Genomic DNA, 18,111 nt, shown 5'->3' on the forward strand with positions numbered 1-18,111 from the left:
ATACGCCACAGAGACAGCAAGAAGTAAGAAGTAAGAAGTAAGAAAGGAAAACTAACCGGAGCGCGGTGATAACAGAAAAGTAAAAGGAGTTTGAAGAAAAAGACAATCCGAGTGAATGTAGTGAGAGCGGAAATCAAGAGTAGATTATCCGCCCATCAACTAGGCTCAAATTGTCAGTGCCCACAACAACGTGACTCGCCGAATTTAAACGTGTTGGTAACTATCTTCGAGAGACTCTGTCTGCGTTGTCTTTTCGCTCACTTCCACTTTAACCGCAGCGACCTTGAACTCAGGGATCTTCGCATGCGGGTCAGTTGCCGTTGTCGTTAGGCGGTTGACTGGCGATTCAACAAAGTGGAAAGGAATGAACACCACACCTTTTTGAATCCGCTTAGTCACAAAGGCATCAATCTCAATGCTGCCGCGACGTGTAGACACTGTCAGACGCTGACCATTACTGATGCCAAGTGCTTCTGCGTCTTCCACGCTAACCATTGCGCGAGGGCCAGCAAGGTTATCCAACCCTTTGGTTTTGCGCGTCATGGTGCCAGTGTGGAACTGCTCAAGTACGCGACCCGTCGTTAACACAAGTGGGTACTCTTCATCTGGCAGCTCAGCCGCATAACGGAACGGTACGCCCACCATTTGCCCTTTACCACGAGTAAACTGGGTTTGGTGCATGATGCGAGTACCCGCAGGGTTGTTCTTGTTGCTAGGCCATTGCACACCGTTTGGCGTAATGGCATCCCAACGAAGACCCGCGTATTGAGGTGTCACTCGTGCAATTTCATTAGTGATATCAGACACGCAGTGGTAATCCCAATCACTACCCATGGCATTGGCGATCTCTTGGATAATCCACCAATCTTCTTTCGCTTCACCCGGCGCCGTGACAACCGGATTCACGCGCTGAACACGACGCTCCGTATTGGTGAAGTGACCCGCTTTCTCTGCAAACGAGCAAGAAGGCAGAACCACATCCGCGTATTGCGCGGTTTCCGTTAGGAAGATGTCTTGAACTACCAAGAAATCGAGCGCTTCTAAACCTTCAATCACATGCGCTTGGTTCGGGTCACTCAACACTGGGTTCTCACCCATGATGTACATACCACGAACGTCACGATGGCAAGCCGCATCAATGATTTCTGTCAGGGTTAGACCTTGCTCAGAAGGCAGATTTGGTGCGTTCCATTCAATCGCAAACTTCTGACGCACAATTGGGTTGTATACCTTTTGATAGCCCGGGAAGCTGTTTGGCAAAGCGCCCATATCACACGCGCCTTGCACGTTAGATTGACCACGTAGTGGGTTAATACCACCACCTTCAATACCGATGTTGCCACACAGCAATTGCAGGTTAGCGATAGAACGCACGTTGTCATGACCTGTCGTGTGCTGAGTAATACCCATCGAGTAGTAAACAGCCGTACGATCTGCTGTACCGATCATGCGCGCCATTGCTTGAATGTCTTCGGCTTTTACGCCCGTAACCAACTCCACTTTATCGAGGTTATAGGCTGGCGACATCACTTCTTGCAGTAAGGTATCAAAGCCGTCGACACGTTCTTCGATGTACTCTTGATCGTACCAACCGTTCTTGATGATCTGCTGCATGACACCGTTTAGGAGCATCACATCCGTACCCGGACGGTGCGCCATATACAGCTCAGCATGCTCTGCCATATCGACACGTTTCGGGTCAGCCACAATCAAACGAGCGCCGTGGTGACGAATTGCTTGTTTGATATGTGAAGCAATAATCGGGTGCGCCGATGTGGTATCCGAACCAATAATAAAGATCACATCCGAGTGCTTAATGCTTGGAATGTCGTTGGTCATTGCACCACTACCCAGTGACGCTTCAAGACCGGTTACACTCGATGCGTGGCACAAACGCGCACAGTGGTCGACGTTATTGGTGCCCAGTTCACGACGGACAAATTTTTGGAACGCGTAGTTGTCTTCGTTGGTGGTTTTCGCTGAAGAGAAACCCGCCAATGCGTTGCTGCCAAAATCTTGCTTGATGCCAGAGAACTTGCTCGCAATCAGTTGAATCGCCTCTTCCCAACTTGCAGGCTGCAACCAACCGTCTTTACGAATCAATGGCGTGGTAAGACGCTCTTCACTGCCAATGAAATCAAAACCAAAGCGCCCTTTCACACACAGCATGCCTTGGTTCACTGGCGAGTCACCGCCCTTCACGTAACGAATCGTATTGGTTGCTTCATCCACGAACATAGTCAACTTACAGCCCACACCACAGTATGTACAAATGGTGTCGACCGCTTTCAGATCTTCGGTACGACCTTGTGAACGGTCACGACTATCGACCATTGCGCCCGTTGGACACACTTGAACGCACGCGCCACATTGCACGCAGTTCGAATCACCCATTAGGGTTAAGCCATTCTTGTTACTTCCAAAGTGTGGACGATCGTCAGGACGTAATGCAGGACGACCTTGTTTATCGCACACGAAGTTCAGTACACCGTGTACGGCTTTGTCGCGGCACGCTTGGATGCACTGACCACAGCTAATACAGCGGTTAGCATCAAACTCAATAAACTCAGAACTGCGGTCAACTTCGTACTTATGACGCAAGTCTTTCGCACGAAGATCTAGCCAATCTTGGTGTGATTTAATCTGCAAGGAGAAGTCAAAGCTTTGCTCAGCTTCATATTCGGTGGAGTAATCACGCAGCGCACAATCAGTATTTGCCTGACAGCCACATTCTAGACAGCGCGCCGCTTCCTTCATTGCTTCTTCGTTATCAAAGCCCAACTCCACTTCAGCGAAGCTTTGCTCGCGTTGTACTGGAGTCAGCTCAGGCATGATAGATCGAGCAACTTTCTGGATGTTCTCGAAGTGAAGCGGATCGACTTGAGAGAGCTTCTTCTCTTTTCGTGAGTTGAACGCCGCCTTTGGCATATCCGCCATATCACCATTCAAAAATAGGTCTATTGCTTTTGCCGCAACACGACCATCACCCACCGCTTCAACTGCCGTTGCTGGACCACGGCGGAAATCACCAATACTGAAGATGTTACCCGTGCCGGTGTGCATGGTCTTTTCATCGGCATCAGAAGTATTCCAGCGCGTAAGTGGAATCGACAAATCTTCGCCTTCGAGGAAGCTCAGATCTGGCTTTTGCGATACTGCTGCAATCACGGTGTCGAACTCTTCGGTAAAGAACTCGCCAGTTGGTTTAGGGCTGCGACGACCAGATGCATCCGGCTCACCCAACGCCATGCGCTCTAGACGAATCGCATTCACGCGTCCGGTTTCATCGGCAAGGTTTTCTGCAGGATTGGTCAAGAAGTGGAATTTCACCCCTTCGTGTTCCGCTTCAACAATCTCGTAGTCTTCTGCCGGCATTTCGTCACGGGTACGACGGTAAATCAACGTGGTGTCTGCACCAGCACGACGCGCAGTACGAGCACAGTCAATTGCCGTGTTACCACCGCCGATCACCGCGACTTTCTGACCCGTTACATAGTTTTGCTCAGTCACGTAATCTTTGAGGTAATCAACACCTAAGTAGCAACCTTCAAGGTCACTGCCTGTGTAATGCATTTCGACCGCTTGAGACGCGCCGACCGCCAAACACACCGCGTCGTATTCTTCGCTCAATTGAGAAAGCGTGAAATCCACACCTAGCTTTTGATTGGTGTGAACTTGCATACCGTTGCGGCACATCAATTCGATTTCTTTATCGAGAATGTCTTTTGGTAAACGGTATTCAGGAATACCGTAACGCAACCAACCGCCCGCTTTTGGCATGGATTCAAAGACCGTAACGTCGTAGCCTTCATTCGATAAGTAGTAGCCAGCTGTTAGACCACCAGGACCACTGCCCACGACGGCAATGTTCAAACCTTTACTTGGTTTCTTTTCCGGTACGTAGGCTTCATGCGCAGACAAATCCGCATCCGCGGCGTGACGTTTTAGCTGACGAATTGCGATTGGTTCATCGACTAACGAGCGGCGACATTCGCTCTCACAAAATGCTGGGCATACACGGCCAATCGATAGTGGCATAGGAAGCGTACGCTTAATCACTTCAATCGCTTTTTGATGATCGTTCTGTGCAATGTGATAAAGGTACGACTGGATATCCACGCCCGCAGGACACGCGGTTTTACATGGCGCTTCACAATCGGCGTAATGGTCCGTCATGATGCGGTTAAGTGCTTTTCTGCGGTGCTCGCTTAGTTGTTCTGATTGCGTGACCACATTAAGGCCGCGGTAAACTTCGAGTTCACACGCACGCTTAGTACCGCCGCTTTCGACTTCAACCACACACAAGTCACACGGTACTTTTTCATTACTTTTGTTCATTCCGCACAGCGATGGGATCTCGACCCCACACACTTTTGCTGCTTCTAAAAGGGTTAGACCCTCTTCTACAATTCTATATTTTCCATCGATGACAATTTCTATCATGCAACCCCCGCAGCAAAGCAAATCCAAATCTGCACAAGTAAAACCATGCATTCTATAAGGATAATCATTTGTAAGACAAGTTAGTGTGATGTAAAACTTATAAACCACATTTTTCACGTGTCATAAAAAGCGAGGGCTTCTTTCGCTAACTTTCAACACTCGGTGTTTAACAAACGTTTTACTCCCTCGAAAGTGCGAAAACTGTAGGGGTGGACTATTTTGATAATAAGAGTAATAAATGATTGACCTTACCCTTAGGTTAACCTTTAGAATCGAAGGGTTTTCATCATTTTCATCAAACACATGGGAAAAGGTATGCACTTAAAATCGCTGCATACAATCTGGTTAACTCTCTTCACGACGCTAGTACTATTGGTATCTAGTGTGGCGAACAGTGAGCCGTTGATGAATATTCAAATGATGTCTACTGGCATGGCTCATCATCCTTCTATGATGAGTGACAGCGAACACTGCGGTATGCCCGGCATGATGGACGTCTCCATGACAGACGCTTCTATGTCCGAAGATGGCGATGCAAGAGAAACCAGCATGAACTGTGGTGGAGGCTCTGGCATGGTTCATACCTGCTGCACTGCCGCGTGTACGATAGTTTTCGTCCCCCTACCGAATCCTATCAATAGCCCAATGCCCGTCGTCTATCGCGCAACTATTACTCCTGAAGTTGCTTCCCCAGTCGTACACGTCAGCCGCGACCTATACCGACCTCCTATAGCCTAAATCCGTCCTAGCATTCGACCCTGCGCGTGTATCGCAGGTTGTTTTAATGCGCCTGAACGATGAGGTGACAAGGCTTTACTGTTCCCGCAATAAAATCAGCACCTCCATCGATCCGGCGAACACTGGATTTAGATTATGGATATCAAACCATACCGCTTAGCTGCACCTATTTTTATGGTGGCTCTGGTCGCTGCGCCAACCTTGGTTAACGCCGCAGGTAAAGAGACGCACGCAGCGCAAAATTCCGCATCAAGTGAGCGAGCTTCAACGACCAAGCTTGCCCAACTGATCAACGTCGCTTTGAGTAACGATGGCAATCGTAAGCAATACTCAGCGCAATCTGCTGCCATGCGTGAAACGGGCGTCGCGAGTGCGACCTTGATGGACCCAAAACTAAAAGTAGGTTTTGGTGGCTTGCCTGTCGACAGCTTCAAATTCGATGAAGACCCAATGACCAACATCTCCGTTGGTTTAATGCAACAGTTTGAGCGTGGCTCTACGCTTGATTTACAGCAGAAGAAAGCCAATCAACAAGCCGACGGCCTTGGGCTTCAAGTGCATGCTCGTGAGCTTGAGGTAGCCAACAGCATGACTCAACTTTGGTTAGAACTTGGTTACCAGCAACGCGCTGAGCAAATCATGCTTGAGAACCGCAAGTTGATGAAGGAGATGGAAAGCTTTATTCAAACCAACTATTCGATTGGTAAGAGTGAAGCGCAAGATCTGCTTAACGCCCAACTTCAAGTCAGCAAGTTGGATGAGAAACTGCAAGCCAACGCACAAATGCAACGTCGTCTTATCTCTCAACTCTCCGAATGGTTGGGGTCAGATTGGTTGGCAAACGAACAGGCTCTGCACGCGAGCAATCAATTGAACTGGGACACACTGAACAGCAAACTTGCTGCGAGTCAGAATTCTACCAAGCATTATCAACAACTCAGCCAACACCCGATGGTTAAGATGGCCGACGTCAGTATTTCTGCCAATAAAACGCAGGTGGAAATTGCTAAGCAAGCCTACAACCCACAATTTGGCGTCGAAGTAATGTACGCCTACCGCCAAGCCGACAACATGATGGGTGAGCCCGCCTCTGATTTGGTCAGCGCTTACCTCACCATGGACATTCCGCTGTTCACAGGTGACCGCCAAGATCGCAATCTTGCTGCCGCTCAATACCAAGTTGGCGCGGCACAATCGCAAAAAGACACCTTACTAACGCAGATGAATGCCAAGGTGAACACTTTGCTGGTTGATCGCGGCAACTTAACCCAACGCTTAGAACGTTATCAATCCACCTTATTGCCTCAAGCGAAAGCGCGCATTCAAGCCGTTGAGCGAGGTTATCAAAACAACACAGCGCAGTTTAACGATGTGATTTCTGCCACCACAGACGAGTTGGCTCTGCAATTAGAGCAACAACGTCTGCTGACCGATCTCAACATCGCAAACAGCAATTTAGCCACCCTACTCGGTGGTTTCGACTACCAAGTGGCTTCACCGGAAGCTCGCTCTATTTCGACATATTAATTTGTGATTCCCCAAGACAGTTGGGGCTACAGCTAGGCGGCAAACGAGAGAATCCCATGAGCACTTTCCCTAACAAACTAAGGGATCCTCTATGTGATTTGGGTGAACGAGAGCAGGCAACAACGCTGTAGCGTCAAATGTGAAGGGGAAAATAAGGTAAAACAATGAAAACATTAAAAATTGCAACTATCGCGCTGATTGTTGGTGGTGCTTTAGGGTTTGGTGCTAATCATTTTCTTGCGGGCTCGACTCACGACATGAGTGCGATGGGTGGCGAATCTGCTGCAAGCTCTAATGATCCGCTTTACTGGGTTGCCCCAATGGATCCGAATTACAAACGCGACAAGCCGGGTAAATCCCCAATGGGCATGGATTTGATTCCGGTTTACGCAGAAGACCTATCCGGCGAACAGGACGCACCTGGTACGGTGACTATTGACCCTTCAGTAGAAAACAACCTCGGGGTTAAAACCGCAAACGCGACACTGCAACAGCTATCACCACGCATCGAAACGGTTGGCTATATTGCCTTTGATGAAAGTCTGTTATGGCAAACCAACGTTCGTGTGGCGGGTTGGGTAGAAAAACTCTACATCAATGCCGTGGGCGAGAAAGTGAAGAAAGGCGATGTGCTTTTCACGCTTTACTCTCCAGAACTGGTTAAAGCACAAGAAGAATTGCTGAATGCGTACCGCACTGGCCGCAAAGGTCTTGTAAAAGGCGCGACCGAACGCTTGGTAACGCTTGGTGTTGACCGCGCTCAAATCAAATCCATTACTCGTAGTGGTAAAGCATCGCAAACCATTGAAATCAAAGCGCCTGCTGATGGCGTTATCGCGAGCTTAAACGTGCGTGAAGGTGGCTATTTGTCTCCTGCTCAAGCGGTGATCAGTGCAGGTCCTTTGGACAATGTATGGGTTGATGCGGAAGTCTTTGAGCGTCAAGCGCACTGGATGAAAGCGGGTTCTCAAGCCACGATGACCCTTGACGCGATTCCGGGCAATGAATGGCAAGGTGTCGTAGATTACGTGTACCCAATCCTCGATCCGAAAACACGTACGTTGCGTGTGCGCCTTAAATTCCCTAACCCAGATGGCGCATTGAAGCCAAACATGTTCGCCAATATTGCCTTGCAGCCTGTTACTGACCACGCAGTATTAACGATTCCTAAATCATCTGTTATTCGCTCTGGCGGTATGACTCGCGTTGTTCTGGCTGAGGGCGAAGGCAAATACCGCTCAGCTCGAATTGAAGTTGGCCGTGAAGCTGGCGAACAAATCGAAGTATTACAAGGACTTAAACAAGGCGATAAGATCGTTACTTCATCTCACTTCATGCTCGATTCTGAATCAAGCCAGTCGGCGGATCTGTCTCGCATCAATGGTGTAGAAGCAGCGGCAGAAACGGCATGGGCCAAAGGTGAGATCACGGATGTGATGAAAGATCACCGCATGCTGACCATCAACCACCAGCCTGTACCAGAATGGGATTGGCCGGGCATGGTAATGAACTTCACTTTCGCAGATGGCGTTGAAATGGGTGACTTGAAAAAAGGTCAGGCTATCGAATTTGAAATGCAAAAGACGGAGTCCGGTCAGTACCAAATCATCGACTATAAGGCAGACAACAGCGTCATTGCCGCAGAAGTTTGGCTAACTGGTGACATTAGCATGCTGATGACTGATTTTGGCATGATCACCTTAAACCACCTACCGGTTGCAGAATGGAACTGGGATGCTGGCGAGATGAACTTCTCTGTGGGTGAAGATGTTGATCTATCGGGTTTTGAAGAAGGACAGAAAGTTCGGTTTCTAGTTGAAAAACAAGGATCTGACTATGTTCTTAAACAGCTAGTTCCTGCAACAATAGCCGTCGAGGGTTAATTATGATCAATGCAATTATTCGTTGGTCACTGAGCAACCGATTCCTAGTGTTGGTCGCGACCTTAGCCCTTGTATTAGGCGGACTTTACAGTGTAAAGAATACGCCTGTTGATGCGATTCCGGATCTTTCTGATGTGCAAGTGATCATCAAGACAAGCTATCCGGGTCAGGCTCCTCAAGTCGTCGAGGATCAAGTCACTTACCCACTCACCACCGCCATGCTTGCCGTGCCAGGCGCTGAGACAGTTCGTGGCTACTCCTTCTTTGGTGACTCTTACGTTTATATCATTTTCAACGATGATACCGACATGTACTGGGCACGTTCACGCGTGTTGGAGTACTTAAGCCAAGTAGCACCAAAGCTGCCACCGAACGCAAAACCAACGCTAGGTCCTGATGCAACGGGTGTGGGCTGGGTTTACAGCTACGTATTACAGGACAAAACCGGCAAGCATGATTTGGCGGATCTTCGCAGCCTGCAAGACTGGTTCTTGAAATACGAATTGCAAACCGTGGATGGCGTTTCTGAAGTCGCGACCGTGGGCGGTATGGTGAAGCAGTATCAAGTGCAGATTGATCCTGCCAAGCTGCGTGCGTACAACCTCACTTTGCAACAAGTGAACATGGCAATCCAAAACGGCAACCAAGAAACCGGCGCGTCCGTTATCGAAGTTGCGGAAGCCGAACACATGGTTCGTACCACGGGTTACCTAACCAGCATTGAAGACATCAAGTCACTGCCGCTAAAAGTCACTGAGAAAGGCACGCCGTTGCTATTAGGTGATATCGCAGACATTAACCTTGGTCCACAAATGCGCCGTGGTATCTCAGAGCTGAATGGCGAAGGTGAAGCGGTCGGTGGCGTTATCGTGATGCGCTTTGGTGAAAACGCCAGTGAAGTGATTGCGAAAGTCAAAGACAAACTCGCAGACCTACAACGCAGCCTGCCAGAAGGCGTGGAAATTGTGGCAACCTACGACCGCTCTACCCTTATCGATTCAGCGGTAGAAAACCTATGGAAGAAGCTTGCAGAAGAGTTCATCGTCGTTGCGATTGTGTGTGCGTTGTTCCTATTCCACATTCGTTCTTCGTTGGTTATCGCTCTGAGCCTACCGGTTGGTATTCTTAGTGCGTTTATCGTAATGCATTGGCAAGGCATCAATGCCAACATCATGTCTTTGGGTGGTATTGCGATTGCCATCGGTGCCATGGTGGATGGTGCAATCGTGATGATTGAAAACGTTCACAAGCACATTGAACGAACGCCACTGACCGATAAAAACCGCTGGCAAGTGATTGGTAAAGCCGCAGAAGAGGTTGGCGCACCGCTGTTCTTCTCGTTGCTGATCATCACTCTTAGCTTCGTACCGGTGTTCGCCTTAGAAGGCCAAGAAGGCAAGATGTTCTCGCCACTTGCCTTCACTAAGACGTACGCCATGGCAGCGGCAGCAGGTTTGGCAATCACGCTCGTGCCTGTGCTTATGGGCTACTTCATTCGCGGTAAGGTGTTACCGGAGCACAAAAACCCAGTTAACCGTGGCTTGGTCGCATTATACCGTCCGCTGTTGAACACCAGCTTAAAATACCCTAAGACCATGATTGTTATCGCATTAGGTCTGATGGCATCGGCTTACTACCCAACCAGTAAACTGGGTAGCGAGTTCATCCCGCCGCTGGATGAAGGCGACTTGATGTACATGCCAACGACCTATCCGGGTATCTCAATTGGTAAGGCGCGTGAGCTTCTACAGCAAACCAACAAACTGATCAAAACCGTTCCAGAGGTGAAAACCGTATGGGGCAAGATTGGCCGAGCTGAGACCGCAACCGATCCAGCGCCACTCACCATGATTGAAACCGTGATTCAGTTGAAGCCACGCGATCAATGGCGTGAAGGGGTAACAACCGAGTCACTGCGCAAAGAGTTCGACAAGCTGGTTCAGTTCCCTGGTCTTACTAACGCTTGGGTAATGCCGATCAAAACGCGTATCGACATGCTGGCAACGGGCATCAAAACCCCTATCGGCATTAAGATCGCCGGACCTGACCTGAAAGTGATTGAGAAGATCGGTTCTCAGTTGGAGCCAATTCTTAATGGCGTACAAGGCACCGCATCGGTTTACGCTGAGCGTGTAGCAGGTGGTCGTTATGTCACGATCGACATTAAACGTCGTGCCGCAGCGCGTTATGGCTTAAGCATCAAAGACGTTCAGCAAGTGATCTCCACTGCGGTGGGTGGCATGAATGTGGGTGAAACCATTGAAGGCTTGGAGCGTTACCCAATCAACGTTCGTTACCCACAAGACTACCGTGATTCAGTGGTTAAACTGCAAAACCTACCTTTGGTGACACCAAATGGCGCCCGTATTGCGCTGGCTGATGTAGCGGACATTCGTTACGAAGACGGCCCTCCGATGATCAAAACGGAAAACGCGCGTCCAAACGGCTGGGTATTTGTCGACATCGATGGTCGTGACCTTGGCTCTTACGTCGTAGAAGCGCAACAGGTTGTTGCTGATCAATTGGAACTTCCTGCGGGTTACTCGCTGGCTTGGTCTGGTCAATACGAATACATGGAGCGTGCGAAAGACCGCTTGAGTGTCGTGGTACCAATCACCATCGCCATCATTATGCTACTGCTTTACTTCAGCTTCCGTCGCGTTGGCGAAGTGATGATCATCATGCTTACCCTACCGCTCGCTATGGTCGGTGGTTTATGGCTCATGCATATCCTCAACTACAACTTCTCGATTGCCGTTGGGGTCGGCTTTATTGCCCTAGCAGGCGTCGCGGTTGAAATTGGGGTCATCATGCTCGTCTACCTCAACCAAGCATGGCACTACAAAAAGCTGGATGCGGAAGAGAGCCAACAGAAGCTTGAAGCGAAAGACCTAACTGATGCCATTCGTGAAGGTGCAGGCCTGCGTGTTCGCCCAGTAATGATGACGGTACTGACGGTCATTATTGGTCTGATTCCGATCATGTACGGCGAAGGTACAGGATCAGAAGTAATGCAACGTATCGCCGCGCCAATGATTGGCGGTATGGCATCGGCACTGCTGCTGACACTGTTGGTACTTCCAGCCATCTTCAAGCTGTGGAAACAACGCGAGTTGCGCCAAAGCAATGCAACTAATCACCAAGCTGGCACACAAGCTAGTGATGTAAACAACAACGCTTAATCCCTACCTTTCCCTCAAACATGTCGTTTTGAGGGGAAGCAACCAAGTTATTAATGAATTAAAACAAGGATATGAAAATGAAAAAGACACTAATCACGCTTGCTCTAGCTCTAACAACAACGACTGCGTTTGCCCAAATGGATCATTCAAACATGGACCACGCAAACATGGATCATAGCAACATGAAGCATGAAAATATGGACCACGGCAGCATGAAGATGGACCACAGTAAAATGGACCATTCAAATATGATGGATATGCCGGGCATGTCGGCAGTAGGTATGCCAGCGAAAGGGGCAAAGCCAGACAAGGTGGTACACGTAATCTTGGGTGATGACATGACCATCAAGTTCAAGAAAGACGTCAAGATTGAGCCAAACGATGTGGTGCAGTTTGTAGTCATGAACACAGGTAAGATCAACCACGAGTTCACGATTGGTTCTGCCAAAGAGCAGTTAGAACATCGCGAAATGATGAAGACAATGAGCGGCGATCACATGCATGACTCAGGCAACGCAGTTACGGTAGAACCAGGTAAAGCGAAGCAATTACTGTGGCACTTCCACGGTGACAACAAGGTTGAGTTCGCGTGCAACATTCCGGGCCATGCAGAATCGGGCATGGTTAAAAAGATTGAACTGTAAGTAATTATCCAACTAGACAAAGGAGCTGATGATTCAGCTCCTTTTATTTCTCTGGATCAAACTATTCGTTAGCTCATGATAAGAAATTCTGAGCCAGTGTCTCACGCTAAGATATTTTTATGACCGAATCACCGACGTAATATATAAGCCAAACTACAGGCCTTGATAGCAACACTCTTCTCCCCATATTGAGACCGTTTAAGCGTATTGCAAAGAATCCTACATAAAATAGACATAGATTTAACAGTGTTTAGAGTATTGGCTCGTTATAGTTTACGTGACATCGCTACGGTGCGAACTAAAACTAAAATTGAAGAACACGATCCATGAAAAAGTTATTTTTGTTGGCTGGGCTAATGGTTTGCTCAACCCTAAGTTACGCGTCCCAACTGAATGAGGACATTTCTCTCCTCGAGCAACAAACCTCAAGCAGAATTGGGGTGTCAGTTTGGGATACCCAAGCAGACGAGCGTTGGGATTACCGTGGCGATGAACGCTTCCCACTCATGAGCACATTCAAAACCCTAGCTTGTGCCAAAATGCTAAGTGATATGGACAGCGGTAAGCTAAGTAAAAATGCGACCGCAAAAGTCGATGAGCGCAGTATCGTTGTATGGTCTCCAGTGATGGATAAGCTCGCAGGCCAAAACACACGCATAGAGCACGCGTGTGAAGCCGCTATGTTAATGAGTGATAATACTGCAGCCAACTTGGTATTAAATGAAATTGGCGGCCCTAAAGCCGTAACAATGTTTCTGCGAACAATTGGAGATAAAGCAACGCGCCTAGACAGAATAGAACCTCGCTTGAACGAAGCCACACCAGGCGACAGCCGCGATACAACCACACCTAACGCCATACTAAACACTCTGCGAACCTTGATCGAAGGCGAAACGTTGTCTTATGAGTCTCGTGTACAATTAAAAATCTGGATGCAAGACAACAAAGTTTCAGACTCGTTAATGCGTTCTGTATTACCAACAGGTTGGTCTATTGCAGACCGTTCTGGTGCGGGTGGTCATGGTTCGCGTGGCATTAACGCGATTATATGGAAGGAAAATCATCGACCTGTTTACATTAGTATTTATGTCACAGAAACCGAGCTCTCACTTCAAGCTAGGGACCAGCTCGTTGCGCAGATAAGTCAGTTGATTTTACAAAAGTACAAAGACAATTAAGTCTCTACTCACCTGACCCCATTTGTATCCTTTTCTAGCCCTTCTCTTCCAGAAGGGCTCATTCTGTACTTCCATCTTAAAAACATCACTTATTGAGTAATGACTTACTTATAAATAGGTATAAGATTTACTTATTTAGGGTGAGTTAACGCCCACATTAAGCAACCAAATGCACACAAACGGCGATAATTAAACCATACTCTTACCAAGAAGCACATTTTCTACAAAATAGCTTCACGTAATTTATTGTTGGTATTTGCAACATTGCCAAGGAGATGTCTATTGAGACTTGAAAGAACTTTTAACCCTGATGACTTATCGATGCAAAACATGGAAAGTCCGATATGTATGCCGATAGGGTTTGTTCACTTTTTAGCTCAATCGGAAACACTACAGCAAGTACTTGATACGGTGGCAGAATGGATAAATCGTATATTTAATTCTGACCGTGCGAGTATCACACTTTATGAAAACAATGATCATCTAAAGGTCTACTCTTTCTCTGGTAGTAAAGCGATTCCCGCTGAATTTTTAGTGCCCATTCATCAAGCGTTTGTTGGCCGAGTGTTCAAAAAGCAACAACTGATGATCTGCGATGATGTTACGCAATCTGATGAGATCGATTGTATGATGCTCGCATCCAATGGTATGGGTACGTGTATGGACGCGCCTTTAATGCACGGTAAAGTCTGCCTAGGAACGCTTAATGTTGCGCATCATCAAACGCACATTTACACAAACGAACAAGCGGCACAGCTTCAGTGCATCGCTAATTGGATTGCTTTAAACATTGCCCTTCATATACAGATTATGAAGATGGAGCACCTCGCCACGACGGATGATCTAACAGGTATTCCAAACCGCAGAGAGTTCATGCGACAAATCGAAAGCCGCCTAAATGAATACCGAACCCAGGGCATTGACTTCCATGTTGCTATTTTAGATCTCGACAATTTTAAAAGCCTCAATGACCGATTTGGTCATGACGCAGGCGATAAATCACTGATCCATGCAGTTAATACTATTAAAAGTCATCTACTTGATTGTGACTTACTTGCCAGAGTTGGCGGTGAAGAGTTTGCCATCGTATTAAGAAGTCGCTCATCACAGCAAGCTCTAGACACATTAGAAACGATTCGTAATGCACTAGAAACGACGACCGTTCAACATTCAGGTTGTGATATGAGCTTCACCGCGAGTATTGGGGTAACTCAAGTCTGTCGTCTCGACGACTCATTTGAACCATTAGTTAAACGCGCCGACTTAGCACTTTACAAGGCAAAAGAAACTGGAAGAAATCGCGTTGAGTTTCATATTGGTGAAGAAAGGTAGAAAAAATAAAAAAAGGTAGCGACTCATTGCGCTACCTTTTATCGATTCTAACCCGCTTAAAATAACTAATACGAACTTTAAGCCAGTTAAAAATAAGAATGAGCAAATTTAATTATGCTTTCTTAAGATCTTTAGCTGGGTAAGTTAGTGTTTTTTCGCCTGCTTTTACATGTGTGTAAAAACCGCCACTGCTTAAACCTGTAACAACCATTTCGCCAAGATCGATACCTTTAGTCGCTACTACTACGTCACCGATTGAAAACATATTGAATACCTTGTTTGTTTAGATTAAGACACTAAGTCGTTGCGCGGTATTTAATACGATATTAGGCAAAGCACCTAATCGAGTTTTTTATCGTAAAGATTAATTTATATTTGTCGTGAACTCTAAGTTTCCACATTGAAAATCACAGGATATTTTCCAAAAAAAGATGCGCTATTCTTGTGAAATAAGGTAATATTTTCTAGCATCAAGTGCGGAGGTATTCTCCGCCCTCATTGGAGAAAAATGATGAAGAAAGGCCTAAAAATGCGTGCATTAGAGCGTTCTGATTTGCGCTTTATTCATGAACTGAATAACAACCGAAATATCATGGCCTACTGGTTCGAAGAACCTTACGAGTCTTATGACGAGCTCGAAGAACTTTATCGAAAACATATACATGATGACGCTGAAAGGCGTTTTGTCGTCGAAGATGAAGACGGCATCGTAATTGGCTTAGTTGAGCTGATCGAGATTAACTACATTCACCGCAGCGCGGAATTTCAGATAATCATCGCCCCAGAGCATCAAGGCCGAGGTTATGCGACAGAGATGATTAATCGTGCGTTAGATTACTCATTCTCAATTCTTAATCTACGTAAAATCTACTTATTAGTCGCAGTGGATAACGAAGTCGCTATTCACTTATACAAAAAGTGCGGCTTTATCGAAGAAGGTCACCTTGTAGAAGAATACTTTATTAACGGCGCTTACAGCGATGTTAAGCGCATGTATATATTAAAACACCAGTACCAGAAAAAGATCGAAGAAAACAACTCAATTCACTAGTTCATTCTATCAAAGTAAAAACGCAGCTATTTGGGCTGCGTTTTTATTTATTCAAATTGATATTGATATGATAACACGATGCGCTTGTCTGCTTCATCCAAATAGGTGTTGTTGTCCATGACAAACGTCATTACGTTAAAAGAGTGGCGTTTGCTCACGAGGTAACCAAGACCAATACCACCAAAGAAGCCTTTGTAGTTCTCTCCTTCACTGTTTTCTGAGCCGTAAGTGCCTGCTGCGAAGCTGATTAACGTCAGCTCTTTGGTAAACAATTTCAGCGCAAATGCACCAACGTAACCGCTACTGCCTGAAGAGCTCATCATGTTGAAGCCATTCTCTGCACTTGGCGTCCCCGTAAAGTTAGGCTCGCTACAGAGACTACTTTCTGCACCGTCACAAACAGGAACATCACCAGTGTTGTACGTATAGCCTGCCATTGGGAAAATTTGGAAGCCTGCTGGCTCAATCCCGAAATAACTTAGCGGCATAAAGGTACCAACGCTGTAGTTGGTTTGATCCGCGCCGTTTACGTATTCATTTTTACCGAAGTTGAAGTTCACGATACCGACCGGAAACAACCACGAGCCACCAATACGCCACTCGCTCGCATCATCATTGATACGCAGGTTAATTTTGCGCGCTTGGTCAAGCGCAAGTGAGCCCGAGAATGAGATGTTTTGATCATCAAAATCGTAGTTGTTTGCGTACGACGCGCCAAATTTCGTGATGACTTTTGTTGGGTCATCCGCCAACTTGTTTTTATTGTCTTTTACTCGATGCTCGGCACCATGAGCCAGCGTACTAACCAACAAAGTCGTACACACTAACGCTAGTTTATTTTTCATTTTTTAGTCCTTTGAGATGTTGAATACCCGCACTTAGCTGCGCAGATACTTTTTGAATCATCACTCACTGGATGTGACAGAAGCGCCCTAACTACCTTAGATGGTGTGACAGCATCCAGTGCAGGTAGTTAGGGTAGAATGGCCTGTAAGGAAGGCGTTTTAGCGATTAGGAATGATTAGTTTTTCCAGTTGTAGCTCATGCTCATGAAGTACAGCGCAGGCTCATCAAAACCAGCTTGTAAGCGTGGCGTTTTTGACGATTCCATCAAGATCGCTTCAAACGCGAAACCAATTGAGTTTTCTGAATCCAATTTGTAATCAATGCCTGTACCAATGCGGTACGCCTTGCCAGTAGGAACGGTAATGTCACCGTTTGATTGACTTTCATACATGCTGGTATCGAATGCAAAACCTGCATTCCACATCATTTTTTCATTCAGTTTGTACTGAGTACCCAATGCGATTTGGTAAGTGTCTTGTGTCTCTACGTTCAGCGTGGTTGTGTATTCGCTCCAGTCTTGCCAGTTCACGTTCCACATCACCGCTAGGTCATCATTCACTTCGTGGTAAGCACTGAAGATCAGTTGTTGCGGAGCAATGGAGTTACTATTGTCGAATTCAAATTCGGTTTCAGAAGAGTAAGACAGACCAAGACGCGTGCCTGGTGTTGCTTCATAAAGCACACCTACTCGGCCGTTGAGCTGAGTATCTTGGTCTTCGTCATTGAAGTTCAAGGCTCCCTTCGTTTCCACTTCATACATACCGTACTGAATGCCAAGCGCCGCACCCACAGACCAGTGATCATTGATGCGGTAAGAAGCGGAAGGTTGAATGGTCAACGCTTGTGTCGTTGCTGTAGGAATATCTAAATGATTATCCAAAAGACCTTCGTACTCTAGGCCAAGACCGTAGTTGCCATACAGACCAATACCCAGCGTCCATTTGTCGTTCACTTGTTGGCTGTAAAATGCCGACGCCATAGGAACAAAACCAATCACGTTGCCCGCATCGCCAGTCATCGTGTCTAGTTGCGCGTCACCGTAAAGGCCAATCAGGTTACCAGAGAAAGATTTACCAGAAACATTCGCCAGACCAGCCGGGTTTGCTGCCATTACTGAGGCATCTTGCGCACGAGCCGCCATACCAGCGGATGCCAAACCAATATCCGATGCTGTAGTTTCGTAAAGGTATAACCCACCCGCTTGCGCAGCAGCACAAGTCAGTAGAGAGCTCGCTACGACGATTTTTGAAAGATTTTTCATGTTAAAACCTATTATTGTTAGGGGAA

At 47.0% G+C, this 18,111-nt stretch carries 12 protein-coding genes; 8 read left to right on the forward strand and 4 right to left on the reverse strand.

Features of this window, described 5'->3' with window-relative positions:
* Nucleotides 1-204: 204 nt before the first annotated feature.
* Nucleotides 205-4,443 carry a formate dehydrogenase subunit alpha gene (gene fdhF / locus N646_RS23035; protein WP_017821515.1) on the reverse strand — a complete coding sequence of 1,413 codons (4,239 nt, stop codon included), beginning with the start codon at nucleotides 4,441-4,443 and terminating at the stop codon, nucleotides 205-207.
* A gap of 315 nt (nucleotides 4,444-4,758) precedes the next feature.
* Between fdhF and N646_RS23040 the strand changes: the two genes are divergently transcribed.
* The 7 genes from N646_RS23040 to N646_RS23070 all read left to right on the forward strand — a co-directional run bounded on the left by N646_RS23040 (nucleotide 4,759) and on the right by N646_RS23070 (nucleotide 14,927).
* Complete coding sequence (locus N646_RS23040) at nucleotides 4,759-5,181, forward strand: hypothetical protein (RefSeq protein ID WP_017635236.1); 423 nt, start codon at nucleotides 4,759-4,761, stop codon at nucleotides 5,179-5,181.
* A 135-nt stretch (nucleotides 5,182-5,316) separates the two neighbouring features.
* On the forward strand, nucleotides 5,317-6,708 hold the full coding sequence (locus tag N646_RS23045) for a TolC family protein (RefSeq protein WP_017821516.1): 1,392 nt from the start codon (nucleotides 5,317-5,319) through the stop codon (nucleotides 6,706-6,708).
* 164 nt (nucleotides 6,709-6,872) lie between these two features.
* Nucleotides 6,873-8,591, forward strand: coding sequence for an efflux RND transporter periplasmic adaptor subunit (locus tag N646_RS23050; protein ID WP_017821517.1), 1,719 nt, complete (start codon nucleotides 6,873-6,875; stop codon nucleotides 8,589-8,591).
* Nucleotides 8,592-8,593: 2 nt separating this feature from the next.
* Complete coding sequence (locus N646_RS23055; RefSeq protein WP_017821518.1) at nucleotides 8,594-11,773, forward strand: efflux RND transporter permease subunit; 3,180 nt, start codon at nucleotides 8,594-8,596, stop codon at nucleotides 11,771-11,773.
* 77 nt (nucleotides 11,774-11,850) lie between these two features.
* Nucleotides 11,851-12,417, forward strand: coding sequence for a copper-resistant cuproprotein CopI (gene copI / locus N646_RS23060; protein WP_017821519.1), 567 nt, complete (start codon nucleotides 11,851-11,853; stop codon nucleotides 12,415-12,417).
* Between the two features lie 326 nt (nucleotides 12,418-12,743).
* Nucleotides 12,744-13,595, forward strand: a complete 852-nt coding sequence (locus N646_RS23065) for a carbenicillin-hydrolyzing class A beta-lactamase CARB-56 (protein WP_017821520.1) — start codon at nucleotides 12,744-12,746, stop codon at nucleotides 13,593-13,595.
* A 282-nt stretch (nucleotides 13,596-13,877) separates the two neighbouring features.
* A complete protein-coding gene (locus tag N646_RS23070; protein ID WP_021707655.1) occupies nucleotides 13,878-14,927 on the forward strand; it encodes a sensor domain-containing diguanylate cyclase in 1,050 nt (349 codons plus the stop codon).
* 112 nt (nucleotides 14,928-15,039) lie between these two features.
* On the opposite strand, the gene N646_RS24810 is transcribed toward N646_RS23070, so the two are convergent.
* The gene (locus N646_RS24810) at nucleotides 15,040-15,192 is read right to left on the reverse strand and encodes a hypothetical protein (protein WP_005375418.1); all 153 of its coding nucleotides are present in this window, start codon (nucleotides 15,190-15,192) and stop codon (nucleotides 15,040-15,042) included.
* A 246-nt stretch (nucleotides 15,193-15,438) separates the two neighbouring features.
* Between N646_RS24810 and speG the strand changes: the two genes are divergently transcribed.
* Nucleotides 15,439-15,978 (forward strand): spermidine N1-acetyltransferase, encoded by a 540-nt coding sequence (gene speG / locus N646_RS23075; protein ID WP_005375417.1) that lies wholly within the window; start codon nucleotides 15,439-15,441, stop codon nucleotides 15,976-15,978.
* 47 nt (nucleotides 15,979-16,025) lie between these two features.
* Here speG and N646_RS23080 read toward each other — a convergent pair whose 3' ends face one another.
* A complete protein-coding gene (locus N646_RS23080) occupies nucleotides 16,026-16,823 on the reverse strand; it encodes a hypothetical protein (RefSeq protein WP_017821522.1) in 798 nt (265 codons plus the stop codon).
* 176 nt (nucleotides 16,824-16,999) lie between these two features.
* Nucleotides 17,000-18,085, reverse strand: coding sequence for an OmpP1/FadL family transporter (locus tag N646_RS23085; protein WP_017821523.1), 1,086 nt, complete (start codon nucleotides 18,083-18,085; stop codon nucleotides 17,000-17,002).
* Nucleotides 18,086-18,111 lie beyond the last annotated feature (26 nt).

This window comes from Vibrio alginolyticus NBRC 15630 = ATCC 17749 (genome assembly GCF_000354175.2).
In the GTDB taxonomy this organism is placed as follows: domain Bacteria; phylum Pseudomonadota; class Gammaproteobacteria; order Enterobacterales; family Vibrionaceae; genus Vibrio; species Vibrio alginolyticus.